Below are 25062 nucleotides of genomic sequence, written 5' to 3' on the forward strand. Positions count from 1 at the left end.
AGGCTTTTACACATGTGGCATAGCAAAGGATTAAGTATCCTATGGTAGTAATTTTTATTGAATACCACTACTAATAAATCAATAGGTATAGAATATTTTAAAGTGGTGTATTCATTAAGTGATAACCGAATTAGTATCTGAAGATTTAATAGATGAATCGTTTAGGTGGTTATGTAAACAACGAAAACACTTTCCTGATAACAGTGATGTATGGGATGTACGTTTTCATTGGAATAAAATTAAACCACAACTTATTGATGAATTAATATCAAATACATTTAACTTTCAACCATTGCAAAAGATAACTAAATCATCAGGTGAAGTTATTCACTTATGGACATCAATCGATAGTGTGGTGTTGAAGTTGTTATCACTGGTGTTACAGCGTTATTTACCTTCATCTAAGCTGTGTACACACTTAAAAGGGCATGGAGGTAGCAAACAAACGGTAACTTCAATACAACGTGAAATAACGAATAATATCTTTGTATTTAGAACGGATGTTAAATCTTATTACGAATCGATAAACCACGAGATATTGTTAGATAAGTTATCGGTTTACATCAAAGATAAAGCGGTAATGAACTTACTAGCACAGTATTTAAAAAGAAGTGTTGAATCAGGTGGATTATTTAAAGATATTAAACAAGGTATATCATCGGGTTGCCCGTTAAGCCCTATTATATCGAGTTTTTACCTAGTTGAGTTAGATAAAGAAATGGAAGGTAAAAACGTTTATTACCGACGATACATGGATGACATCATCGTATTATCACCATCAAGGTGGAAATTACGCAAAGCGATAAAAACGGTTAATCAACATTTTGAAAAACTAAAATTAAAACAACACCCTGATAAAACCACGATTGGTAGAATTAATAATCGTTTTGACTTTTTAGGGTATCAGTTTGGACAAGCAAAAATAACAGTTTCAAAACGAACATTACAAAATCACATACGTCGATTAACGCAGCTTTATGAGCAAAAGAAGCATCTACAAAATTGGAAGATGCTTCTTGATGATTATCGACAACATTAGGTTACATGGTTTTATTCAGGCATACCGTCGTCGATAATTAATTTTGATACTGAATCAGTTGAATTAAGATTGTTTCTTAAATCGACGTGATGCTAAACCAATCATTCCTAATGCGAAAATAGCAAGTGTAGATGGCTCTGGTACATCCGTGCGTGGTATATCCAAAGTGTCAACAGAAAGCCCCATTACATAATTGTATTTGATATCGATTTTTTCACCTGTTTTTAAACTCCCCAAATCAAAGCCTATACCTATAGCATTATCACCAAAAGCGCCGCTTTGTGGACCTCCAAGCCAATAACTAGGATCAGTTTCCCAATTACCGAGACCCACATTATGAACCAGTTTACTATCAGTTTGAATCCCTATCACTTTGTTTTCACAACCTTCTGTTGCAGTTACCAGATCACCACTATGCCTTGTATTTGTAGTATCAAAATTGGTACATGTACTTGTATGCCAATCAGGATCAAACTGTCTCGAAAAGAACACGTCACTTAAATCAACCAAAGCAGTTAAAGTTGTATTAAAGCCTACATAAGAACTATTATCATTAAAAAAAGTGTTGGTTGTTATACTAAAAAACGAACCATAATCAGCGGTAAAGGTTGCTGATGAATCATATATCGAAATTCCGGAAGTATCGGTAGTTACCCCTGATATTTCAAACGATGAACCATTAAGATTTGATAATAATCCAGTTTCGGCTGTCGAAATACTAAATCCCTCCCAAGGAGAACCTGGCAACATCCAATCATTATAGATACCAGTGGCAAAAGTACCTGTTCCAGTACTATCATATTTTAACTGTGGACCAGATGTTCCGTTACCTAACGTGCCATTATCAGAAACTTGAATTGATACAAAATTTCCATCCAACGAGATCAAACCGGCATGAGCTACATTAGCAAAACAGCCAACATAGAACATTGAACTTGCTAAAGCAGCATTCAAAAATCTAAATTTCATTTGTATTTCCTTTTAATCCCTTTCCATTAATTTTGGTAGGGTATGTGTTAAAATAGCAGTTTATTAATCTTTCGTATTTAAAGCAAAAATCACACCAGAGTTAAAATACCAAACAATTTCAACACAATAAAAGTCCATACGGAATTTAAAAAGTTATATTGTAAAATAACCTGACATAAAGCAGCTTATCAACCAGGTGAATTTATTATATAACAATCACAAACTGTGATTTAAATCAGTTTCAGCCTATAAGTATTATTAGGTGATTGAACTTCATTAACAATTACATATAAATCATCACAAAAATCACCTTAATCTAGCTAAAACACGTACTTTAGTAGTGTAGTTGATTGAAACTCAGTGGTGCTAATTATTGTATTTCAACACATCAACACCACTACAGATCAGTATATTCAAAACCTTAACACCATCTAGCAACTGACTTGTAATCAGTTGGTTTGACATGTCATCCGTTGATACAATTAAACCATCAAGACTTTGATTTATTTGATAAATTATATCTTCTTATATTAACGAATTTAGAATAAAATAAGATGATAAAATTTATTAAATGCGTACTAACGGAGTTTTATCCGTTGTTGTTAGCCAGTTTGAACTCAAGTCTCAAATCCGTCTTAAATCCGTCTTAAATCCGTCTTAAAGACGAATAGAAAATTCTGTCTAATATTCTTCTAGATATGATCAGGGATGCACAGAAGCTAATGTCGGCTATTGGCTCAGACTGTGTGAAAACGTTTTGATCACTTTTTCGAATAAGCACCGGATACTTATGATCAATCAATCTCAAAACAAGATAATATATCACTCAATATTTGCTATAATATTCATTAGGTTAATTGATTATATGTTGGCTGTATGTCACGTCATATTAAAGGTTCATCTCGCTCCCAAGCAACCCTCTTTCCAGAAATGCTTGAAGATTTTGTCGCTAAAGAAAATCCTGTTAGAGTAATTGATGTATTTGTCGATGGTTTAGATTTAGAAAACCTTGGTTTCAAAGGTGTTCAATCTAAAGCAACTGGCCGACCTGATTATCATCCCGCCATATTACTCAAGATTTATATCTATGGTTATTTAAACAGAATTCAGTCGTCACGCTGTCTAGAGCGAGAAACACAACGTAATGTTGAACTTATGTGGCTCACGGAACGTTTATCTCCAGACTTTAAAACGATTGCTGACTTTAGAAAAGATAACCATCGTGGAATTAAAAACACGTGTAAAACCTTCGTTCAAATGTGCCATAAATTTAATATGTTTAGTGAAGCGACCGTTGCCATTGATGGTAGTAAGTTTAGGGCGTCCAACAACAAAGATAAAAACTACACACCGAGCAAAGTGAAGTTTCATATAGAGCTAGTTGAAAAACATATTAATAAATATTTTAAGCAGCTTGAACAATCAGATTCACAAGAGAACTCACCAAAAGACATTACTAATATTGAATCTAAGTTAGATTTCCTAAAACAGCATCTCGTTGAACTAAAAGAGATGGAGCTAGCCGTTAATAATCATCCTGATAAACAGATATCAACGGTCGATCCTGATTGTCGCTTGATGAAAACACAGGGTATGACGCGAGCTATTTGCTATAACATACAAAGCGCTGTCGATACCAAACATCATTTAATTGTTGCTCACGAAGTCACCAATACAACAGATAGAGGCCAGTTGTGCAATATGACCAAACAGACACTTAAAGCATTGGGGAAAAGTGTTACAACAATATTGGCGGATAAAGGTTATTACAGCCGACAAGATATTAAAGATACTCAAGATCTAGGTGTATTGACGCTTGTACCTAAAACCGATACATCAGGCTCTGACAAGAAAGGGGTTTTTAACAAGTCACTGTTTCAATACAATCAAGATAGTGATGTTTATATTTGCCCTGCGGGAAATGAGCTTCAACATCGATTCAATGCGATAGAAGGAGGGTTAGATATCAAAATTTACTTCAATGGTATGGCTTGTAAAAATTGTACTATCCGAAGCCAATGTACCCGTTCTAAAAAAGACCCTAGAAGAATGAGACGTTGGATCCATGAAACTGATATGGAAAAAATGGACGCCTTGCTCAAAGCAACGCCTGATGCGATGCTTCAACGAAAACAAACGGTTGAACATCCCTTTGGTACGATTAAGTTGTGGGCAGGAGCCACGCATCTTTTAACAAGAGGGTTTAAAAATGTCAGTACAGAATTGAACCTGCATGTATTAGCGTATAATTTAAAAAGAACGCTCAATATCTTTGGAACAGAAAAGTTGATGAAGGAAGTGATGGTGGCCTAAGGGCTATGCTTCCCTTTAAAACACTGGAATATGTTCAAAACACGCGTCAATATAAGCAATTTTGAACTCATAAAAAATATAAAGCATGGATATTCATAAATATTGGCTTCGCTACGCGAAGCCTTATAAAGAGCTGATATAAACCCCCAATAATGAAAACTTACAATAATTAGTTTTCACACAGGCTGGGCTATCAGTTGACCTGAAGAATAATCAGTAGATAACGTCAGGAATGTCCGCAGAGTGATCGTTAATGTTGGTTAGCGGCCTTTATAACACTAGTAGTTAAGACCTCAAATAGTCACAAAATAATAATGCTTTGTCGTCTCAAAAAATTTATTTCGTCTCAAGCCGATAACGTCAACTTAGATTTAGTCCTCGAACGGATATCTCCGGAAGTAATTATCTCAGCTTAGATTAACGTGAGATAACCTCATTACTGATATCTACTCAGACAGTTGAAGCAGGTATTAGTGAAATATAATGGCTGCACAAATACATAAGGTACTAAAAAGCAAAGTACCAATAATAACTTTATGATTTTTGTGTTGCTGCGTTTTTAATTCAGTGAATAAGTGCATTTGCTTTTGACGGGTTACTTGAGTCGTTTTTAAATAATCATAAAGCAGGTCTGGCATTTCAGGCAGTTTTTCATTCCAAAAAGGCAGATTCTCTTTTATCTTTTTAAATACGGCTTTAACACCCATTTGCTGTTTTACCCAATTCTCTAAGAAAGGTTTAGCGGTTTGCCATAAGTCGAGTTGTGGGTATAGTTGTCGGCCTAAGCCTTCGATATAGAGTAAGGTTTTCTGTAATAAAACCAGTTGTGGTTGTACTTCCATATTGAATCGTCTGGCGGTGTTAAAAAGGCTTACCAGCACTTGCCCAAAAGATATTTCTGATAAGGGTTTGTTGAATATCGGTTCGCAAACAGTGCGAATAGCAAATTCAAACTCATCAACACTGGTCTCGCTTGGTACCCAGCCAGAGTCGACATGAAGCTCGGCAACTTTCCGATAATCTCTATTAAAAAACGCGACAAAATTTTCGGCCAAGTAGCGTTTATCTTCACGGTTTAACGTACCACAGATACCACAATCTATCGCTATCCATGTTGGATCGGCAGGGTTTGTTGCATCGACAAAAACATTGCCTGGATGCATATCAGCATGAAAAAAGCTGTCACGAAATACTTGGGTAAAAAACACTTCAACCCCACGCTCAGCAAGTAATTTCATGTCTACGCCAAGCCCTTGAAGTGTCGCTATCTCTCCAACGCCAATACCATAAATACGTTCCATAACCATTACGTTTTCATGGCTAAAGTCACTATAAACCTTGGGTACGTATAATACGCTATCGCTGGCATTACCCTGGGAAAAATTGTGCTTTAATAAGGTTGCATTCGCGGCTTCACGGTTGAGATCTAGTTCGTCAACAATCGTTTTTCGGTATTCATTAACGACCTCTTTTGGGCGTAGTCGTTTACCATCAGGTAAAAATTTAGCGACAACACCCGCAAATAGCGACATGACTTTTACGTCAGCTAAAATTGTCTCTGTAATGTTGGGGCGTAAAACTTTAAGGACTACTTCAAAGGGTTGTCCGTCTTGCAGCAAGGTGGCTGTATGCACTTGGGCAATTGACGCCGAAGCAAGAGGTTTACTATTAAAATCACTAAAATGCTGATTAAATGTTTCTTCACCTATGGCTTCTAAAACAATAGCCTTGGCTAATTCACCATCAAAAGCAGGTACTTGATCTTGCAGTAATGCCAGTTCGTTGGCAAAATCTTCAGGAAGTAAGTCACGACGGGTTGACAACATCTGGCCAAACTTTACAAACACCGGACCTAAAGATTCAATCGCTAGGCGAAGTCGCAAGGCTGAAGGCTTATCTTGGTGTTTATTACGTAACCAGAATAATGATAAGCGAATAAGTTTTGCATACCAAGGTATCATATGGCTTGGGATCAGTTCATCAAGACCAAACTGAAGAAGTGTTTTGATGATGCGATAAAGTCGTAAACTGCTCACAATGTTCCTTGAGAATTAAGTTAAGGGAGTTATTTTTTCAGCAAGTCGCTGAATACGTTCCGCTACTGTATTTGTTTGCTTAGTTAATTCAGTAACCTGTTCACTAAAGTTACCAAGTTGACTGGCTGTAACCACTAAGCGTTTTTCATGCACTAGCCATTCGCTGGCGTCGGCTTGTATCTGTTGTGTGGCAAAATTAATTTTTTTCGCCCAGCGCTTACTTAACTGCGACAACTTATAAGTAGGAATATCACCAATATGTTGAGCAATTTCGCTTTGCCAATCAATTTCTAATGATTGGGCAATATTAGCAAACTGTTGAGCAACTTTAATGTCACCTTGAACATCAAGTTTCTCTTGCTTGATTAACTCTGTAATTTGTTGCTCTTTCTTTAGTTCACGTAAGGTTTTTATACTCGTATTTATTGTACAGTCGCTACGTTCAGTTAGGCCAGTCACTAACACTTTGTTGTTATTAACAGAGAAACTTAGTGGAAAACCTAACTCAGATAATAAAATGGTCAATGTTTTTTCTTCTAAGGTCTGCAAAACACTGGCACCCTTAACACTGATTGCGAGTGCCTGATTAAAGGCAAACTCTACAGTTGAACAAAGCGTTTGTTGAAACATTAACTGACTACTGAAGTTTGTCACGATTAAAATTTATACCCTTTGTGTAGGGCAACAACACCACCGGTAAGGTTTTTGAAACTTGTCTGTTCAAAACCCGCTGAATCCATCATCTCTTTTAATGTTTCTTGATCAGGGTGCATGCGAATAGACTCGGCTAAATATTGATAGCTATCACCATCTTTAGCCACTAATTCGCCCATTTTAGGAAGAACATTAAAAGAATAAAAGTCGTAAGCCTTACTGATTAACTGATGTTCTGGTTTTGAAAATTCTAGCACCAATAAACGACCACCGGGTTTTAATACACGGTAAATAGATCTTAGCGCCATATCTTTGTCCGTAACGTTACGTAAACCAAAAGCTATGGTGACAATATCAAAGGTGTTGTCTTCAAAGGGTAAGTATTGTGCATTGGCTTGTACGTATTCAATATTTTGTACTAAACCTTTGTCACGTAACTTATCTCGACCAACATTGAGCATAGAGCTATTAATATCAGCAAGAATAACCTTACCTTCACGACCAACTAGCTGTGAAAATTTTGCGGTTAAATCGCCAGTACCACCGGCTAAATCTAGTACTTTGTTACCAGGACGTACGCCACTAGCATCTATGGTGAAGCGTTTCCAAAGGCGATGAATACCAAAAGACATTAAGTCATTCATTACATCATATTGCGCGGCGACAGAGTGAAATACACTGGCAACCTTTGACTCTTTCTCGTTTTTATCTACCGTTTGAAAGCCAAAATGTGTGGTGTTGTCACTTGAAGAATTTGATCCATTTTCTTGATGATTATCTTGTTGAGCGGCCATCTAACATTCACTTATCGCTAAAATTACTGACAGTTTACCGTATTTTTTCGCAATTATTAACACTTGAAATCAAGTGGAGGGGTTTTTTATTAAATGGACTGTGCTGGTCAAACTTTATCCACTAATTAATATGCTGTATTATGGTTAATATTATTGTTACATACGGTGGTGTTATGAAATTTTATTTAGGGGTCGTAATGACTTTATTACTGGGGTGTCAGCAAACAGCAGCACCACTAACCGCTAAAAATAGCAGTGAACAAGTTATTATAAAAAAAGTTGTTTGTCGCCAGTCAACGATACCACCACTTAAAAACACGCAAAAGTTAAAAGAGCGGTTAATTGCCAATGGTAAAATTGATGGTTCATTATCTAATGAAGAAATAGAGCATGCAGTTAATAACTATATTCGTAAGAAAAACGCGGCTTTGAAAAACTGTGCTAAATAACAAGTGACACGAGGAAAACTCATGAAGATACCCTATCTATTAGCTTTGTTGGTCTTGATAAGTCAGCTGCCTTTACGAGCAGAGAATACTGATGATATAAAACGTTTTTCAAAAAGTTCACCAGCAGATGCTGGTGTTATTAACAAAGAGCGTATTCTCTATTGGTTAGAAAAAAGAGGTGAATTGTCAATAAACGCCACTGACCAACAAAAAAAGCAAGCACTGTCTAACTATCTGATAAAAAAGTCATTTCAACCTAAATTTTTGCCTCAGGCCTTATCAAAAAAAGTGGTAGCCGCTGAACGTTTTAGTAGTGGAGAACGCCGTGAAAAGATGGGCTTCAATAGTCAATTGAAAAAAACGCAAATAGCCCATTATTTATTACAAGAAACAGCGGATACTGACGTTGAAACCACGGTTAATATTTTAGCGATACTGATCGATTTTAATGATTTAAAGCATAACGATAATGGTTTGTCAGCGAATGATACCGATATGTTTTATGAGAATTATTCGCCTGCTCATTATAATGAGCTCTTATTTTCTACGAGTGGATTTGATGGTCCATCAGGACAAAATATTGAATCGGCTTATCAATATTATCAACATGAGTCTGGTCAGAAATTCTTTTTTACCGGCCAAGTTAAGGGCTGGGTGACTGCAGAGAATAATGCCAGTTATTATGGTAGTAACGACGAAGAAACCGAAAATGATCAAAATGTTAAGGCGCTTGTTGTTGAAGCAGTTACACAACTTGTTGCTAATGGTTTAGATTTATCCCCTTACGACAAAACTGATTTATTTGATTTTGACGGAGACGGAAATGTTAATGAACCTGACGGTATTATTGATCATATTATGCTTTTCCATGCGAGTATCGGTGAGGAAGCCGGTGGTGGTAATTTAGCCGAAGATGCTATTTGGTCACATCGAAGTTTTGTGCTCAATGATGCGGGTGATCAACCAGCCACTATTCCTGGCTCTGAGATAAAAGCGTTTGGTTATACCATTAATCCGATTGATGCGGCTCCGGGCGTTGTTGTCCATGAATTTGGTCATGATTTAGGTTTACTTGACGAATATGATATCGATAGTAGTGATATTGGGGCGCCTGTTTCAGAATGGTCAGTTATGGCTTCTGGTACTTGGCTGGGCTCTCCAGCAGGAACTCGCCCATCTGCTTTTAGTCCTTTGGCCCGTGATTATCTACAGGAGCGTTATCAAGGCAACTGGATAACTCAACGGCAAGTTGATTTTGCGACATTAAACAATGAGAGTATCTCCTTGGTTAGTACGGTTGATCATACTGCGGTTAACCAGATTAAGGTGAACTTACCGCCCTCTGTATTAGATTTTCCAGCTGCTTACGCGGGAGAATATCAATTTTATTCTAATAAGGGTGATATGTTGGAAAACAGTATGTCGTTCTCAGTCGACCTGCCAGCAGGTACCCCGACATTGTCGATGAAAGCGCGCTGGGAAATAGAACAAGACTATGATTACCTGCAGGTATTAGTAAACAACACCGTAATTAAGGGAAATTACAGCCAAAATAGCAATCCATATTACCCCAGTATAGGTGAATATATCAGCGGAAATTCAGCGGATATTGCCAATGCAGAAGGTGATTTAAAATGGACTGATTTAACCTTTGATCTTGCTAGCTTTGCTGGACAAAGTGTTGTCATTAAAATTAATTATGTTACCGATCAAGCGGAAGGGGGTTATGGCTTTGTCGCAGATGAAATAAAAGTATTCAATGGTGCGAGTGAGATCTTTGCTATCGATGGCGAAGTAGAAAATCAAGCTACACTTGCGGGCTTTAGCCGTTTAGCTGATAAAATTGCCGGTTTACCCCATTACTATTATGTTCAATTACGCAGTCATACCAGTGTTGATAGCCGCTTAAAAAATATTGGCTACGATGCGGGTGTTTTACTTTGGTATCGTAATGAAAATATTGCTGACAATAAGGTAGATGAACATGCTGGCCAGTTATTTATCGGTGTGGTTGATGCTGATCAAAACTTAGTAAAGGCGTCTAATGGCAGTAACAGAAATTCGGCATATCAGATACACGACGCGGCATTTAGTTTATACGACCAACAACCTTTTAACGGTGATGTGCATAATGTTGCAAAGAGTTTCTTTAGCGATTCCAATGATTACTCTTCGCCAAGTCAACCTGAGTCTGGTGTTATCCTACCCAAACTCGATTTTAGCATGAAGGTCGACTTGCAAAGCTCTGATAGTACTTCGGCAACCGTAACACTTTCAAGCTCCTCGGAAGCGTCCGATTTAAGCGTTTCATTTTCTCATTCAGCTAATGATTTAGTGGTGACCTTTACTTCAAGTCCAGTCGGGGGGGATTCACAATATAGTTATGCTTGGGATTTTGATGATAATAGTACCAGTAACATACAAAACCCTAATCACACTTTTACTCAGGCTGGTACCTATAGTGTTGAATTAACGGTAATGGATAGCACAGGCCTTAGCGTTAAAACGACCAGAAGCATCACGGTTAGTAAAGCACCTGCTGTTGTTGTTACCGCACCAGCAAAAGTGAAAACCTCAGGTGGAGGAGCAATAAGCTTTGGTTTATTGTTGAGCTTGTATTTATTGAGAATAATAAGAAAGTAATTTGCGCTTTCGTCTTGGCTTAGCTGTTTTATTTCTATATAAAGCAGCTTAAGCATTGGTAAAGTATTCGCGATCTCCCATCCAACGCTGAATAATCGCTTGGGCATTTTGTGGGTGTTTTTTCCAAATAAGATAAGCATGTTGCTGTACTTCTGGAATTAAATGCGCATCTCTGAGCAAGTCTGCTATTTTTAGATCGGCGAGACCCGTTTGCTTGGTACCTAAAAATTCACCTGGACCTCGTATTTCTAAGTCTTTTTGTGCGATAACAAAGCCGTCATTACTTTCACGTAATACCGCTAAGCGTTTGGTTGCGGTTTTAGAGAGTGGGCTTTTATACATTAAGACACAATGTGAAGCGACTGTACCTCTTCCTACACGACCACGTAGCTGATGGAGTTGCGCTAAGCCTAACCGTTCAGGGTTTTCAATGACCATTAAGCTGGAATTGGGGACATCAACACCGACCTCAATAACGGTTGTCGCCACCAATAAGTCTAGTTCGCCTTTTTTAAACGTTTCCATTACTGACTGTTTTTCAGCGGCTTTCATTCTTCCGTGTATCAAACCAATTTTTAATTCTGCTAGTTGCTCTTGTAAATACACCGCCGTATCTTCTGCTGCTTGGCATTGTAATACTTCAGACTCTTCAATTAATGTACACACCCAATAAGCTTGTCGATTGTCTTCTACACAGCCTTTTCGAATGCGTTCAACTACATCTTCACGGCGTGTGTCAGGTAAGGCGATGGTATTTATCGGGGTTCTTCCTGGGGGAAGTTCATCAATAATAGAGGTGTCTAAATCGGCATAGGCAGTCATGGCTAACGTGCGAGGGATCGGAGTTGCTGTCATAATCAATTGATGCGGATAATTACCCTCAAAAGCGCCTTTCTCGCGTAGTGATAAACGCTGATGTACACCAAAGCGATGTTGTTCATCAATAATAATCAGTGTTAAATTATGAAAGATAACTTTATCTTGAAATAAAGCATGGGTACCAACAATCATCTGCATACTACCATTTTCGATATGCTCTAGTGCGCTACGTCTTGCTTTTGCCTTCGTTTTTCCAGCTAGCCAGCCGACGCTGATATCAAGCGGTTCAAACCAGTTTTTAAAATTAAGGGCATGTTGTTCTGCCAATATTTCTGTTGGCGCCATTAAGGCAACCTGAAAGCCTTTACTGATAGCGGTGAGTGCTGCAAGTGCCGCTACTAAGGTTTTTCCTGAACCCACATCACCTTGTACTAAGCGCATCATTGGCTGAGTTTTCATCAGGTCCTGACGAATTTCTTTTACCACTCTCACTTGAGCATTGGTGGGTGAAAAAGGTAATGAGGCTAAAAATTTATCACTGAGTACTTGATCATCGATTAAAGAGATTGAACGATGAGCATCACTAGACTGGCGTAATTTCAGCATACTTAAATTATGCGCCAATAATTCTTCTTTTATTAATCGCAACTGTGCTGGATGCTTACCCTCTTCCAGTTGTATCACTGAAGTTTCAGGGGGTGGACGATGAATAAGCGCCAAAGCTTGCGCAAGAGAATAATTTTGCAAATTAAACTCATCAGGTAATAACTCTTCAACTTGGCCTCGTTCTAATCTAATTAACGCTTGCTCGGTTAAGTTACGTAAAGTTATTTGCCGTAAGCCTTCAGTTGTTGGGTAAACGGGGGTTAGTGTTTCTTCTACCTCGGTTAAAGGCTGGTCTTCATCAAGGGATTTATACTCAGGATGAATTATTTCAAAACCACGAGCGCCACGTTTAATTTCACCATAACAGCGAATGTTCAGCCCTAATGCTAAGCTATTTTTTTGTGCAGCGCTAAAGCGAAAAAAACGTAAGGTGACTGTTCCTGAAGTATCTTGAACGGTAACCAGTAACATACGTCCCTTGCCATTAATGATTTGGCTACCAGTGATTTCACCAATAATATTAGTGAAAACACCAGGAAAGCAGTCTCGTATTGCGGTAACACGAGTCCGGTCTTCATAACGATTGGGTAAATGAAAAAGTAAATCTTGTAGTGAGCGCAAGCCAACTTTTTCAAGTTTTTCTGCCATGCTTGGACCAACACCTTTTAAGCTGGTGATGGCTATTTGTGCGAGTTTGGCTAGCCCTTTTGACACTAAGTTATTGTCCTTTTATCATATAGTCAAATCACCTAAATGGCATATTTAAGGGCTTAGCTATAAAATTTCAGCAATGCTGTCGATTAATTATCTAATGCTTTCCAAGCCGCTTGAGTCATTTGCATTTGTTCCCACCATGGTTCAGAGGCAATGATTTGTCCCTCTTCATCAATCACAGGATAAGGTAAGCCCTTACGTTTACATGCTTCAGCAAAAATAGGATGTCCACCTTCAAATAAGAAACGCTGACGGCGATTATCATCAATTCGAGCAGTGTCATACATTCCAGCTAATTGACGTTGACGTTGTGCTTCATACAAAACCACAGACGAAGCGACAGAAACGTTTAACGATTGCACCATGCCAACCATAGGAATAACAATATCTTGATCGGCCATTGCAAGTGCAATATCTGAAGCACCAAACTTTTCTTGGCCTAAAATAATAGCCGTTGGTTTGGTGTAATCGATCTCACGAAAATCTACAGCGCTATCAGAAAGGTTGGTTACCAATATTTGCATGCCTTGCTTTTTTAATTCATCAATAGCATCTTTAGTTGTCGTGTAGTTGTGCACATCAATCCAGTTTTGACTACCCGCAGCACTGCCGCCACGTACTTCCATTTCATCACTTTTCCAGATGGCATGTACATCACTAACGCCAACAGCATCGGCGGTGCGAACAACCGCGGCAAGGTTATGTGACTTATGAACACCTTCCATACAAACAGTTAAATCTGGTTGGCGTTTATCGAGCATCGTGTTTATTCTTTTTAATCTTTCAGGAGTCATTACACTTCACATCTACACTTTATGGTTCATCATCTAAAAATCGCTAAACAAATCTGTATACGAGATTGCTTACCTATTGTTGACAACTTGCTCTTAAATTTAATGGTTAGGTGCAACCGTTAAATTTAAGGGGGAGAATATACTTTACAGTTAACAGCGGAAATTAGCCGACGTTAGGTAATTCCATCACGCCATCTATTTCAATTAATACGTCTTTGGGTAAACGAGAAACTTGTACCGCAGCGCGTGCTGGGTAGGGTTGCTGAAAATATTGGCTCATTACTTCGTTTACTGTTGCGAAGTTGGCGAGATCCATCATGAAAATGTTTACCTTCACCATATCGTTAATATTACCGCCTGCGGCTTCACATACCGCAACTAAGTTCTTAAATACCTGATTAGTTTGTTCGGTAAAGTCTTCAGAAACAACAGTCATTGTCTCTGGAATAAGAGGGATCTGGCCTGAAAGGTAAACGGTATTATTAACTTTTACCGCTTGGCTGTATGTGCCGATTGCACTGGGTGCGTTATCTGTACTGATAATTGTTTTCATAGTATTTCCTACATAGTAATTTTGTTAAAGATGATTGACTACTTATTGCGCACAACACGCTGAACATCAATCATCACTTTTATTTTTCGAATAATATCGGCTAAATGAACGCGGTCTCGACAGGTTATTTCCATGTCAATCGCATATAATCCCGAGTCTTTTTCACCAGAATTTAACGCATGAACATTGGATTCACATTTAGCAATAACATTGGTCAATGCGGCGAGTGCACCTTGATGATTCATTATTTCAATACGTAATTTTGCAATGAAGTCTCGGTTAATGTCACTGTCCCATTTTACTGGAAATAAGCTACCTTGTTCATGGTTTTTAATGTTACGACAACCTTGTTGATGCACCATTAAACCTTTACCAGGACTCAAGTAAGCTAATATAGCGTCTCCTGGAATAGGACGGCAACATTTTCCGTAACTGACCAACATACCTTCGCTGCCTTTGATTGGCATTTTGGTTTTACTGTTTGGATCGGCGAAGCCACTTTCTGCACTATCTATAGTAAATTCATCGGTTAATCGTCTAGCAATACCTATGCTTAACGCATTACCTAAGCCAATATTGACGAGTAGACCATCAAGACTGGTATTACCGGTCTCTTTAACAACCTGATCAATTTTTGCTTGGTCAATATCTTCGATATGGACTTTACCTAAGGCATGACTTAATAAACGTCGTCCTAAACCATAAGATTCTGTTTGCTCTTGTGAACGTAAATAAGTACGAATTTGTAAGCGTGCTTTAGCAGTAACAACAAAGTTTAACCAAGTGGCATTCGGTCGAGCAGCAGAAGACGTAATAACCTCAATGGTTTGCCCTGAATCAATAGCTCGACTTAGTGGATAAGGTTTACGATCGACCTTAACCCCGACACATGAATTACCAACATCAGTGTGTACAGCATAAGCAAAATCGACAGCAGTTGCGCCCATGGGTAATTCAATAATGCGTCCATCTGGGGTAAAGACATAAATTTCTTCAGGAAATAAGTCTGACTTTACGTTCTCAATAAATTCAAATGAACTACCAGCACTTTGTTGCAATTCTAATAAACTTTGCATCCAACGACGAGCTTTCATTTGAGCTGTGGTGCCACTCTTATCGCCGTCTTGTTTGTACAACCAGTGAGCGGCTACTCCTTTGTCTGCCATTTGATCCATATCTTGTGTACGAATTTGAATTTCAACAGGGATGCCATGTGGACCAATCAATGAAGTATGCAGCGATTGATAACCATTTGTTTTGGGAATAGCGATATAATCTTTAAAGCGGCTTTCAATCGGTTTAAATAAGTTATGCACAGCGCCAAGTGTTCGGTAACAATTATCGATCTTATTCTCTACGATGACACGAAAAGCGTAAATATCCATAACTTCATTGAACATTAATTCTTTATTGAGCATTTTACGATAGATAGAATAAAGGTGCTTTTCTCGGCCAATAACTTGCGCTTCAATCCCACTTTCTTTAAGACGAGCCGCAATTTCTTCTTGAATGTTATTAATAATTTCTTTGCGATTACCACGGGCTTTTTTTACCGCTGACTTTAACGCACGTGCGCGCATCGGGTAAAGGGCTTCAAAACCTAAAACTTCTAATTCACTTTTAATATCGTGAATACCCAAACGGTTAGCAATGGGGGCGTAAATTTCTAATGTTTCACGGGCAATACGTCGACGTTTATCTGGACGTAAAGATTCGAGCGTGCGCATGTTGTGCGTGCGGTCGGCAAGTTTAATCAGAATTACGCGTATGTCTTGCACCATGGCAAGTATCATTTTACGGAAGTTTTCCGCTTGCATCTCTTCTTTGTTATCAAACTTTAATTTATCAAGCTTACTGACACCTTCAACTAATTCAGCAACGGTATAGCCAAATAATTCGGCTAATTCGTCTTTAGTTACCGGAGTATCCTCAATAACATCATGGAGTAATGCCGCCATTAAGGTTTCATGGTCAAGGTGCATTTTTGCTAGGTTTAAAGCAACGGCTACCGGATGAGTAATATAAGGCTCACCGCTTGAACGCATTTGTCCTTCATGCGCTTCACGCGCAACAAGGTAAGCTTGCTTTAATAAGTCAATTTGTACTTTAGAAAGATAGCTTGAAACAAGTTCTTTTAATGGTTCAAAAAGGTACACGCATTGAATCCTTGATGATTAAGCTGAACGGTCTTATTCCGCCAGTCAAAGCTTTAAGTCAGCATAACACAATACGTTATTCGTTAAATACTGACAATAAAAAACGCGTATCATTAACAATGATTACGCGTTTAGTTTATATCTCGTCGCTATAAGGCGACAAAAGATTTTATAGCTGTGGCTGAGCGCCACCAACAATGGCTGCAACAGCAGCAAGTTCTGCAGAGTCTTGCTGAACTTGTTCATGACGGTCGCTATTGTTCATTACTTCAGTAGTGATTAAACCGGCTTCAATTTCACGTAAAGCTATAACGGTAGGCTTGTCATTTTCAGGGTCAACTAAAGGATCTTTACCACCTGTGGCAATTTGACGAGCACGACGTGATGCGATTAACACCAAGTCAAAACGATTGCCTACTTTTTCTACAGCACCTTCAACAGTTACGCGAGCCATTTGGTCACTCCAACTTAAAATTTATAAAATAGTGCCGTAGTTTACTGAGCTACAGGCGATTAAGCAAGGTATATACCTATACTAGGTGAAAATACAGTAGAAATATTAGTCTTTTAATAATTCATCGAACATCAATTGATGCGTTATCGCTTGTTGCTGACATTTTAGGCGTTGGTTATTAACGATGGTGGTTAAGTCGCTCAGCGCCTGAGTAAAGTCGTTATTAACAATAATGTAGTCAAACTCAGTGTAGTGCGAGCATTCTGCTTTTGCTTGTGCCATACGAGATTTAATGGTGGCATCGCTATCTTGTCCGCGCTTTTTTAAACGGTTTTCAAGTTCTGCTTTTGAAGGCGGACTAATAAAAATTGTGGTGACACTGGGTTGTTTTATCCGTACTTGCTTGGCGCCTTGCCAATCGATATCCAGAAAAACATCAATACCTTGTGCAAGTTGTTTATCTATCGCAGATGCTGAGGTGCCATAATAGTTACCAAAAACTTCAGCATACTCATAAAACTCATTTTGTTTAATTTGCTTTTGAAATTGCTCAACATTAATAAAATGGTAATGTTCAGCGTTATTTTCACCCGGACGAGGTGCTCGTGTGGTGTGAGAAACCGACACTTGCATCGGTCTGGCCGACTCTTGAGATAATAAGGCTTTAATTAAACTAGATTTTCCTGCGCCGCTAGGTGCGGAAAGAATAAATAAATTACCGGGAGTTGTCACAATATTGCCTTATAAAAGAGGTGAAAAATAAATAATGTTTATTATAACGAATTGATGGGGTATTTCATCTCTAAACTTGCTTACCGATAGCAAGAGCAGCATTGTTAATAAAAAAGCCAGCTTTTTAGCTGGCTTTATATTTTCATTAACAGGTCAGTTGATTAAACCAAAAGGTTTAACTTTCCCAGTTTAAGATAACTTTACCAGAAAGGCCTGAACGCATGGTATCAAAGCCTTTTTGAAAATCATCAATATCAAAATGATGAGTAATAATCGGTGATAAGTCTAAACCTGACTGAATTAAGCTCGCCATTTTGTACCAAGTCTCGAACATTTCACGACCGTAAATACCTTTAATTGTTAAGCCTTTAAAAATAACTTGGCTCCAATCAATGGCCATATCTTGACCAGGAATACCGAGCATAGCGATTTTACCGCCGTTATTCATGTTTTCTAACATAGCCGTAAAGGCCATAGGTACGCCCGACATTTCCATGCCAACGTCAAAGCCTTCAGTCATCCCTAGTTCGGTCATCACATCAGTTAAACTTTCTTTACTGACATTAACTGCTCGAGTGGCGCCCATTTTTCGGGCCAAATCCAAGCGATATTCATTAATGTCAGTAATAACAACATGGCGCGCACCGACATGTTTAGCAACAGCTGCTGCCATAATGCCAATAGGACCTGCGCCAGTAATAAGTACATCTTCACCGACCAAGTCAAAAGACAAAGCCGTATGAACAGCATTGCCAAAAGGGTCGAATATCGCAGCTAAATCGTCAGATATTTCATCGGGTAATTTAAACGCATTATAAGCAGGGATCACTAAATATTCAGCAAATGAGCCTTCTCGGTTAACACCGACACCGACAGTATTTCGGCATAAATGTGTACGACCACCGCGACAATTTCGGCAATGACCACAGGTAATATGCCCTTCGCCAGACACCCGGTCACCTAAAGTAAAGCCTTTGACTTCTTGACCAATACCGACCACTTCGCCGGCATACTCATGCCCGACCACCATAGGAACGGGAATGGTTTTTTGTGCCCATTCGTCCCAGTTGTAAATATGAATGTCGGTGCCACAAATAGCGGTTTTTTTAATTTTAATTAATAAGTCATTATGACCCAGTTGTGGTTTTTTACTCTCAGTCATCCAAATGCCGGGTTCGGCTTTTAACTTTGCTAATGCTTTCATGGTATTTCCTTTAATCCTAACCTTAACCGATAATGTTCATTGCTTTGCCAATACGAATAAAGGCAGAGATGGCTTTATCAAGTTGCTCTTGGGTATGAGCGGCTGAGATTTGAGTTCGAATACGTGCTTGCCCTTTAGGAACGACTGGGAATGAAAAGCCAATCACGTAGATACCTTCCGCTAATAAGCGGCTCGCCATTTCGCTGGCTACTTTTGCGTCGCCTAACATCACTGGGATAATCGCGTGATCAGCGCCCGCACAGGTAAAACCTGCAGCTTCCATGTTCGTGCGAAAGTAATGGGCATTATCTTTTAATGTTTTACGTAATTTGCCGCCTTCGGCTAATAAATCAATCACGGTGATTGACGCATTAACAATAGCGGGTGCTAACGAATTAGAAAATAAGTAAGGGCGTGAACGTTGACGTAACCATTCAATCGTTTCTTTTTTACCTGAGGTGTAACCACCTGAAGCGCCACCCATAGCCTTACCTAGTGTGCCGGTTATAATATCAACACGGCCCATTACATCACAATACTCGTGGCTACCTCGGCCTTCTTCACCGACAAAACCGACAGCGTGTGAGTCATCAACCATCACTAAAGCATTATATTTATCAGCTAAATCACACACTGCTTTTAAGTTAGCGATAACGCCGTCCATCGAAAATACGCCATCGGTAGCAATTAATTTAAAACGTGCACCTGCGGCATCAGCTGCAATGAGTTGTTGCTCTAAATCGCTGGCGTCATTGTTAGCGTAACGGTAACGTTTTGCTTTACATAAACGCACACCATCAATAATTGAAGCATGGTTTAATGAGTCACTGATAATCGCATCTTCGGCGTCCAATAAGGTTTCAAATAAACCGGCATTAGCATCAAAACATGAAGAGTAAAGAATAGTATCTTCCATGCCTAAAAAGTGACTTAATTTTGCTTCAAGTGTTTTGTGAATGTCTTGGGTACCACAAATAAAGCGTACCGATGCCATACCAAAACCATGCTCGTCTAAGCCTGCTTTTGCTGCAGCGATAAGCTCAGGATGATTGGCCAAACCTAAGTAATTGTTAGCACAAAAGTTGACTACCGCTTCACCACTAGCTACGGCAATGTTCGGTTGTTGTGCCGTGGTAATAACACGTTCGGCTTTATATAAACCGTCTTCTTTAACTTGCTCAATTTGATCATTTAAATGTGCATAAAAACTTGCGTTGTTTGAAGAGTCGTTCACAACAATTCCTTATTAATAGGTTTGGATAATACTAGTATTATTATCCTAGATGAAGATTGAAAAAAGTGACACTAGTTAATTTTATGGTTATTTGATTAGTTAAATTGACATGTGAAACTATCAAATTGACTATTTTTAGTGTCTAATTGGTTTTTTGAATGGTTAACGGGTATAAATGATGATTACAGAAAAAGATGAAGAGCTACTCGCTATTTTACGATGCAACGCCCGAGCAAGCGTTTCTGACATTGCTAGAGCGACTGGCGTATCTCGCACAGCGATACAAAATCGTTTAACTAAATTAGAAAATAGTGGTGTGATAAAAGCCTACAGTATTGTTTTAGGCAGTGAATATAGTAATCAGTTGATTTCGGCGAATGTATCACTAAAAGTAAATCCTAATCTTAGGCGAAATATTTGTATCGCGTTAAGAAAAATACACAATATTAGTCATATATACTCTATTAGCGGTCAATATGATTTGTTAGCGACCATTCAGGCACAAACATTAAAAAAGTTAAATGAAATTCTTAATATAGTTTGTTCGCTAGAAGGGGTCGAACGGACAAATTCTTCTATTATTCTCGATACTGTTTTCGAAAAATAAAGCGTATTTACTGATCAGTTCAAAGTGGTGTTTAGCCATGAAGTCAGGTTAATTGCTAGGTACTTATTGCGGCGCAATAAGTTATGCCCTTGGTCAACGCCCTGAAAAACTTGGCTGGTTGAGTGACGGTCGCCATTCCATGAAAATAGCTCTTGGGCGGTTAAAAAGCTATCGGCATGATCTGCTGAACTGACGAAGTAAGCAGGAATATCAATTAAGTTTTTATAATGCTCTTTTTCTATATGATCCATAATAGGCGAAAGTATAACAAAGCTATTAATGCGAATCTTTTCTGCTAAGCGTACCGCTTCATTGACTGAGCAACCGCTGGCAACAAGAGAGATAGGTTGTTGCTCGCCAATTTTATTGCGTAAATAATTATAAGCTGCCAGAACATCTTTTTCCCAATAGGAGGTCAGCATGGCAACTTCAGCTTGGTAGCTAACAATGTCTTTTACTTGGTATTTTATCGTTTGGTGAGAAAAATCTTCAGATTCGCTTGCGCCATAGCCTCTAAAATCAATGGCTAATGCATTAATACCTTGCTCGGCTAGTAATTCACCCAGTACATTATAGCTTTCGCTACTGTGGGAGCAGTCATGGAGTAATAATACGCCGCCACCAAGCGTGTCTCCGAGATAATAATTAGCCGATAAAACAAAATCGTCGTCAGCGTGAAACGTTACTTTTTGTGGCATATCTTTTTTATTTACTTGGCTAACATCTACTTGATTATATGTCGGTTCTTTATATTCTTGTGCGGATAATAAAGGCGCTAGTAGTATAAAGCTAACCATGACGAAGCCATGGTTGAATATGTTCTTGATGAAATGAAATTTGCTCATTTTCCTGCGCTACTATTTTAGTTCCTTTAATATCACGACGATAACAAACTCCATCGACTTTGGGTATTTTTATTGTTTGCTTTAGTCGCTATACTGCGTTTATCAACAACTAAAGAGTTTTTTCTGTGCGTTATCAATTATCTTTAATGTTATATCGACTTGTTTTTCTTTGCTTACTCCCGATCGTTTGGTTGTTACTTCAGTTTCGCTCAATAAAACAAAAAGCTTATCGGCAACGTATCAGCGAACGCTTAGGGTTTTTACCTCGAGAATTTAAAGCAGGTGGCATTATAGTTCATGCGGCGAGTGTCGGTGAAGTTATTGCCCTAAAGAGTTTTATTAGCCAACTGCTGGAAACAAAACCTCATCGTGTTGTTACTGTTACTACTTTTACTCCAACGGGTTCAGAGCAAGTTAAAAAATTGTTTGGGGAACGTGTTCAACATTGTTATTTACCCTTAGACAGTACCTTTTGTGTGGCAGCATTTTTGAATAAATTGAAACCAAAGGCGATGGTTTTTATGGAAACTGAGTTGTGGCCAAACTTAATCGCGCAAAGTGCAGATCAAGGAATAAAATTGTTGTTGATTAATGGCCGCTTATCACAAAAATCGATGAACAATTATCGCAAGCTAGCTTGGTTAATCACACCGACAATTAACCGTTTTGATAAAGTGTTATGTCAAAGCCAAGTGAACTATGAGCACTTTTTAGCCTTAGGTGCCGATGCTGCTCGCTGCAAGGTTTCTGGAAATGTGAAGTTTGACATCAGTGTTAATCAAACAATAAAAGATAAACAGCAAGAGCTGGCTGAATTTGTGGTCACCGAACGATTAATCTGGGTTGTTGCCAGTACTCATAAAGGCGATGAAAGCATTGCGTTAAATGCGTTTGCTGAATTACTGAAAAGCTTGCCACAACTATTACTCATTATTGTACCGCGTCATCCCGAGCGCTTTAATGATGTTGCATCATTATGTGTAGCGCAAGGTTATAATATTGCCCGGCGCAGCACCCAAGAAAAAGTAACTCGTGATAAACAAGTTTGGTTACTCGATAGTTTAGGGGAGTTGTTACCAACGTGTGCTTTAGCTAGCGTTGTGACTATGGGGGGCAGTTTTTCTGATATTGGTGGGCATAATCCACTTGAACCTGCGCTATTTAAAAAACCGATTGTTGTTGGCCCTAATATGAGTAATTTTGTTGAGGTTATGCAGCAACTCGTTGCTGAAAAAGGCATTGTTGAGCTCACTGACCAAGACAATGCGAAGATGACTGATGAGCTAAGTAAAGTCATTGCTGATATTTTTTTATCAGAAAAAACGCAGCAAACATTGGGAGAAAATGCTTACCGCGTGGTAACACAAAACCAAGGGGCTAGTGCCCGAAGTGTAAAACAATTATTGACGTTACTTTAGTTTAATTAAGTTGTGCTTCAAATGTTAAAAAGACACTGCCCATTTGCTGGTCAGCTAAAGGAGAGTTTGGTGTGTCTTCTTTGTGCTCAGCAACTAATAAATATCGACCTGCCGCGCTCGGTGTGAAGGTGATTTCACCTTTTTCATTTGAGAGCAAAGTTAATGTTTGCGGGTTATTGCGGTAACGTGCGCCGTCGGCGGTAATTTCTACGGCAACATCTTTTTGTGCCTTACCATTAAATAAAAATTTGAAAGTTACCTTTTCATTTTCAGCAATATCTGATGGATGAGTAACCGGTAGCAATTCTAATAATTTACCCTCGGTTTTAAAGTTATCACTTGGTGCATTTAAAGTGACATAACTCTCTATTCTTGCATAACGATAAGTGGTTTTGATCGCTATAGCTTCGGTCGGTAATTTGCCAGCTAATTCTGTCTTATTGGCTGATAATCTTTTATGCTCTCCGTCGATAGTATAAGAGGTAATAAAGCTAGCCTCACTGTTATTGGTTATTTTATAGGTCCCAGAATCTTTTAAGAAGTAATCCGCGACACTTTTTCGATGACCTTTATAGCTTGATGAAGCCCTTGATGGCTTGCCATTAGGGGTAATAATTCTCACTAAATCTGCACCCATAGCTTTATCAACATTAAAAGTTTCATTTGATGCGGTTATATCAACCATGATCCATTCGCCTTGTTCCGCAGACAAATTAAAGTGGCTTGGTAAAACCCAGCGAGAATGAGCGAAAGCTTGTGTACTAATGGCACAAGTTAAGGTGAACGCGATTATTTTTTTTAAAGTCATTTTATATTCCAAGTCTAGTGTTTACGTTTTGAGTTAAGGGATTGAATACGTTTATTTTGGTAGCACAGTGAATTGTATTTCATCAGTTTCATGGCTTGCCGCTAAAGTAAATGTTGATTTTATGTTATTTAATACAAATGGTTGGCGTAAAATGACCCGTCCACCATTTTCTCTGACCACTTCAATAAATAACGTATATTGTCCTTTTATGAGTGATTTTTTCTGATCATCTTCAGCCAAGAAAGTCAGAGGATACTTGCCTGCTGCACGAGTAGCAGAAGTTATGCCGTCAACAAAGTCAGCATCTTTTTTGCCGACCTTACGCCACCAGCGTCGAATGTCCTTTAACCATTTAGTTTTTTCTCGCCAAAGTAATAAGGTACGTACTGGTTTTCCTTGTGAGTTTTCAATCCAGCTCGCAACATAGGGCGGATGATACTCGCCAAGTTGCTGTTTTAATGTCAGTTCAAGCTCTAATTGTGCTGGTGCTGAGTTGTTTGGATTGGCAATGGCATTAAAATTTATCAAGCTTAATAAAATAAGTGATAACCCGATTTTTTTTATCTTCATATAAGTTCCTTTTGTGCTCATACAAGCAGAGATCGTTAATAATGCTAATTGATTTAAACCCACCAGATAGCGGTGAAAATCATGGCGACAGTCACGGTTAAACTCAGCGTTAAAGTACGATTAAATCGTCTTTGTGGCATGGCTAAAATAAAACCACTTAGGGCAAACAGGATACAAAGTAAACTGGTTATATCAATAATCCACCCCCAAAAAACACTGGTATTTCTTCCCTTATGTAAATCGTTCATTAGCGCCCACCAACCGTAGTCAGTTTCTTCAAAAAACAACTCTCCACTGACTAAATCGAGGGTAATAGCGGTATTTTTTCCTGCTCGTTTTATACTGAAAAATAATTCGTCCTGGCTACTTTCGAGAATCGTGTTATTTAACGATACCGACAATTTTTGCTCAATAGCTGTCGAGACATTAACAATTTGTAGTGGTGTTAACGGCGGATTTTTAATCATAGATAAATCAATTATTAATGCTCTTTCTACAACGTCAGCTTTGCTGTCACGAAACCATTCAGGATGATTGAGGGTAATGCCGGTTACTGAAAAAAAGAGCAGTAAGCTCAACAATGTCATCGACACATAGACATGAATCAGGCGAGAAAAATTTAAGGTACTTTTATTTATTTGCATAACAGGT

General features: G+C 38.6%; 22 protein-coding genes. 6 read left to right on the forward strand and 16 right to left on the reverse strand.

Annotation, left to right across the window (positions count from 1 at the left end):
• The first annotated feature begins 118 nt into the window (after positions 1 to 118).
• Positions 119 to 1039: a reverse transcriptase/maturase family protein gene (locus tag H4J66_RS12125; protein ID WP_310650655.1), complete on the forward strand. Its 921-nt coding sequence runs from the start codon at positions 119 to 121 to the stop codon at positions 1037 to 1039.
• A gap of 63 nt (positions 1040 to 1102) precedes the next feature.
• On the opposite strand, the gene H4J66_RS20405 is transcribed toward H4J66_RS12125, so the two are convergent.
• A complete protein-coding gene (locus H4J66_RS20405) occupies positions 1103 to 2008 on the reverse strand; it encodes a PEP-CTERM sorting domain-containing protein (protein WP_259368508.1) in 906 nt (301 codons plus the stop codon).
• Between the two features lie 876 nt (positions 2009 to 2884).
• Between H4J66_RS20405 and H4J66_RS12135 the strand changes: the two genes are divergently transcribed.
• A complete protein-coding gene (locus H4J66_RS12135) occupies positions 2885 to 4321 on the forward strand; it encodes an IS1182 family transposase (RefSeq protein WP_182175018.1) in 1437 nt (478 codons plus the stop codon).
• Positions 4322 to 4791: 470 nt separating this feature from the next.
• Here the strand turns inward: H4J66_RS12135 and ubiB are convergent, their stop codons facing one another.
• From ubiB to ubiE, 3 genes are read right to left on the reverse strand one after another with little or no spacing between them, the layout of a single operon-like run.
• A complete protein-coding gene (gene ubiB / locus H4J66_RS12140) occupies positions 4792 to 6357 on the reverse strand; it encodes a ubiquinone biosynthesis regulatory protein kinase UbiB (RefSeq protein ID WP_182175021.1) in 1566 nt (521 codons plus the stop codon).
• Between the two features lie 15 nt (positions 6358 to 6372).
• A complete protein-coding gene (locus tag H4J66_RS12145) occupies positions 6373 to 7011 on the reverse strand; it encodes an SCP2 domain-containing protein (RefSeq protein ID WP_182175024.1) in 639 nt (212 codons plus the stop codon).
• A 2-nt stretch (positions 7012 to 7013) separates the two neighbouring features.
• The gene (gene ubiE, locus H4J66_RS12150; protein ID WP_182175027.1) at positions 7014 to 7805 is read right to left on the reverse strand and encodes a bifunctional demethylmenaquinone methyltransferase/2-methoxy-6-polyprenyl-1,4-benzoquinol methylase UbiE; all 792 of its coding nucleotides are present in this window, start codon (positions 7803 to 7805) and stop codon (positions 7014 to 7016) included.
• 173 nt (positions 7806 to 7978) lie between these two features.
• Between ubiE and H4J66_RS12155 the strand changes: the two genes are divergently transcribed.
• Complete coding sequence (locus H4J66_RS12155) at positions 7979 to 8254, forward strand: hypothetical protein (RefSeq protein WP_182175030.1); 276 nt, start codon at positions 7979 to 7981, stop codon at positions 8252 to 8254.
• 21 nt (positions 8255 to 8275) lie between these two features.
• A complete protein-coding gene (locus H4J66_RS12160) occupies positions 8276 to 10897 on the forward strand; it encodes an immune inhibitor A domain-containing protein (protein WP_182175043.1) in 2622 nt (873 codons plus the stop codon).
• Between the two features lie 48 nt (positions 10898 to 10945).
• On the opposite strand, the gene recG is transcribed toward H4J66_RS12160, so the two are convergent.
• From recG to H4J66_RS12200, 8 genes are all read right to left on the reverse strand, one after another.
• Positions 10946 to 13036: an ATP-dependent DNA helicase RecG gene (gene recG, locus H4J66_RS12165; protein ID WP_182175046.1), complete on the reverse strand. Its 2091-nt coding sequence runs from the start codon at positions 13034 to 13036 to the stop codon at positions 10946 to 10948.
• A gap of 86 nt (positions 13037 to 13122) precedes the next feature.
• Positions 13123 to 13830 carry a tRNA (guanosine(18)-2'-O)-methyltransferase TrmH gene (trmH, locus tag H4J66_RS12170; RefSeq protein WP_182175049.1) on the reverse strand — a complete coding sequence of 236 codons (708 nt, stop codon included), beginning with the start codon at positions 13828 to 13830 and terminating at the stop codon, positions 13123 to 13125.
• Between the two features lie 163 nt (positions 13831 to 13993).
• A complete protein-coding gene (locus H4J66_RS12175) occupies positions 13994 to 14383 on the reverse strand; it encodes a RidA family protein (protein WP_070375400.1) in 390 nt (129 codons plus the stop codon).
• Positions 14384 to 14421: 38 nt separating this feature from the next.
• On the reverse strand, positions 14422 to 16539 hold the full coding sequence (spoT, locus tag H4J66_RS12180) for a bifunctional GTP diphosphokinase/guanosine-3',5'-bis pyrophosphate 3'-pyrophosphohydrolase (RefSeq protein ID WP_070375401.1): 2118 nt from the start codon (positions 16537 to 16539) through the stop codon (positions 14422 to 14424).
• 169 nt (positions 16540 to 16708) lie between these two features.
• A complete protein-coding gene (gene rpoZ, locus H4J66_RS12185; RefSeq protein WP_070375402.1) occupies positions 16709 to 16993 on the reverse strand; it encodes a DNA-directed RNA polymerase subunit omega in 285 nt (94 codons plus the stop codon).
• A gap of 105 nt (positions 16994 to 17098) precedes the next feature.
• Positions 17099 to 17725: a guanylate kinase gene (gene gmk, locus H4J66_RS12190; protein ID WP_182175052.1), complete on the reverse strand. Its 627-nt coding sequence runs from the start codon at positions 17723 to 17725 to the stop codon at positions 17099 to 17101.
• 175 nt (positions 17726 to 17900) lie between these two features.
• Positions 17901 to 18929, reverse strand: a complete 1029-nt coding sequence (tdh, locus tag H4J66_RS12195; protein ID WP_182175055.1) for an L-threonine 3-dehydrogenase — start codon at positions 18927 to 18929, stop codon at positions 17901 to 17903.
• Positions 18930 to 18951: 22 nt separating this feature from the next.
• The gene (locus tag H4J66_RS12200; RefSeq protein ID WP_182175058.1) at positions 18952 to 20163 is read right to left on the reverse strand and encodes a glycine C-acetyltransferase; all 1212 of its coding nucleotides are present in this window, start codon (positions 20161 to 20163) and stop codon (positions 18952 to 18954) included.
• A 175-nt stretch (positions 20164 to 20338) separates the two neighbouring features.
• Between H4J66_RS12200 and H4J66_RS12205 the strand changes: the two genes are divergently transcribed.
• Entirely contained in the window at positions 20339 to 20770 is a 432-nt protein-coding gene (locus H4J66_RS12205) for an Lrp/AsnC family transcriptional regulator (protein ID WP_404842490.1), read from the forward strand.
• Between the two features lie 14 nt (positions 20771 to 20784).
• Here H4J66_RS12205 and H4J66_RS12210 read toward each other — a convergent pair whose 3' ends face one another.
• A complete protein-coding gene (locus H4J66_RS12210; RefSeq protein WP_182175061.1) occupies positions 20785 to 21567 on the reverse strand; it encodes a serine aminopeptidase domain-containing protein in 783 nt (260 codons plus the stop codon).
• 173 nt (positions 21568 to 21740) lie between these two features.
• Here H4J66_RS12210 and waaA point away from each other — a divergent pair, with 173 nt between their 5' ends.
• Positions 21741 to 23033, forward strand: a complete 1293-nt coding sequence (gene waaA, locus H4J66_RS12215; RefSeq protein WP_182175064.1) for a lipid IV(A) 3-deoxy-D-manno-octulosonic acid transferase — start codon at positions 21741 to 21743, stop codon at positions 23031 to 23033.
• A gap of 1 nt (position 23034) precedes the next feature.
• Here the strand turns inward: waaA and H4J66_RS12220 are convergent, their stop codons facing one another.
• From H4J66_RS12220 to H4J66_RS12230, 3 genes are read right to left on the reverse strand one after another with little or no spacing between them, the layout of a single operon-like run.
• Complete coding sequence (locus tag H4J66_RS12220; RefSeq protein ID WP_182175067.1) at positions 23035 to 23841, reverse strand: DUF4198 domain-containing protein; 807 nt, start codon at positions 23839 to 23841, stop codon at positions 23035 to 23037.
• Between the two features lie 51 nt (positions 23842 to 23892).
• The gene (locus tag H4J66_RS12225; protein WP_182175070.1) at positions 23893 to 24411 is read right to left on the reverse strand and encodes a DUF2271 domain-containing protein; all 519 of its coding nucleotides are present in this window, start codon (positions 24409 to 24411) and stop codon (positions 23893 to 23895) included.
• A 53-nt stretch (positions 24412 to 24464) separates the two neighbouring features.
• Positions 24465 to 25055: a PepSY-associated TM helix domain-containing protein gene (locus H4J66_RS12230; protein ID WP_182175073.1), complete on the reverse strand. Its 591-nt coding sequence runs from the start codon at positions 25053 to 25055 to the stop codon at positions 24465 to 24467.
• Positions 25056 to 25062 lie beyond the last annotated feature (7 nt).

It is taken from the genome of Colwellia sp. MB3u-55, assembly GCF_014076785.1.
Classification (GTDB): domain Bacteria; phylum Pseudomonadota; class Gammaproteobacteria; order Enterobacterales; family Alteromonadaceae; genus Colwellia_A.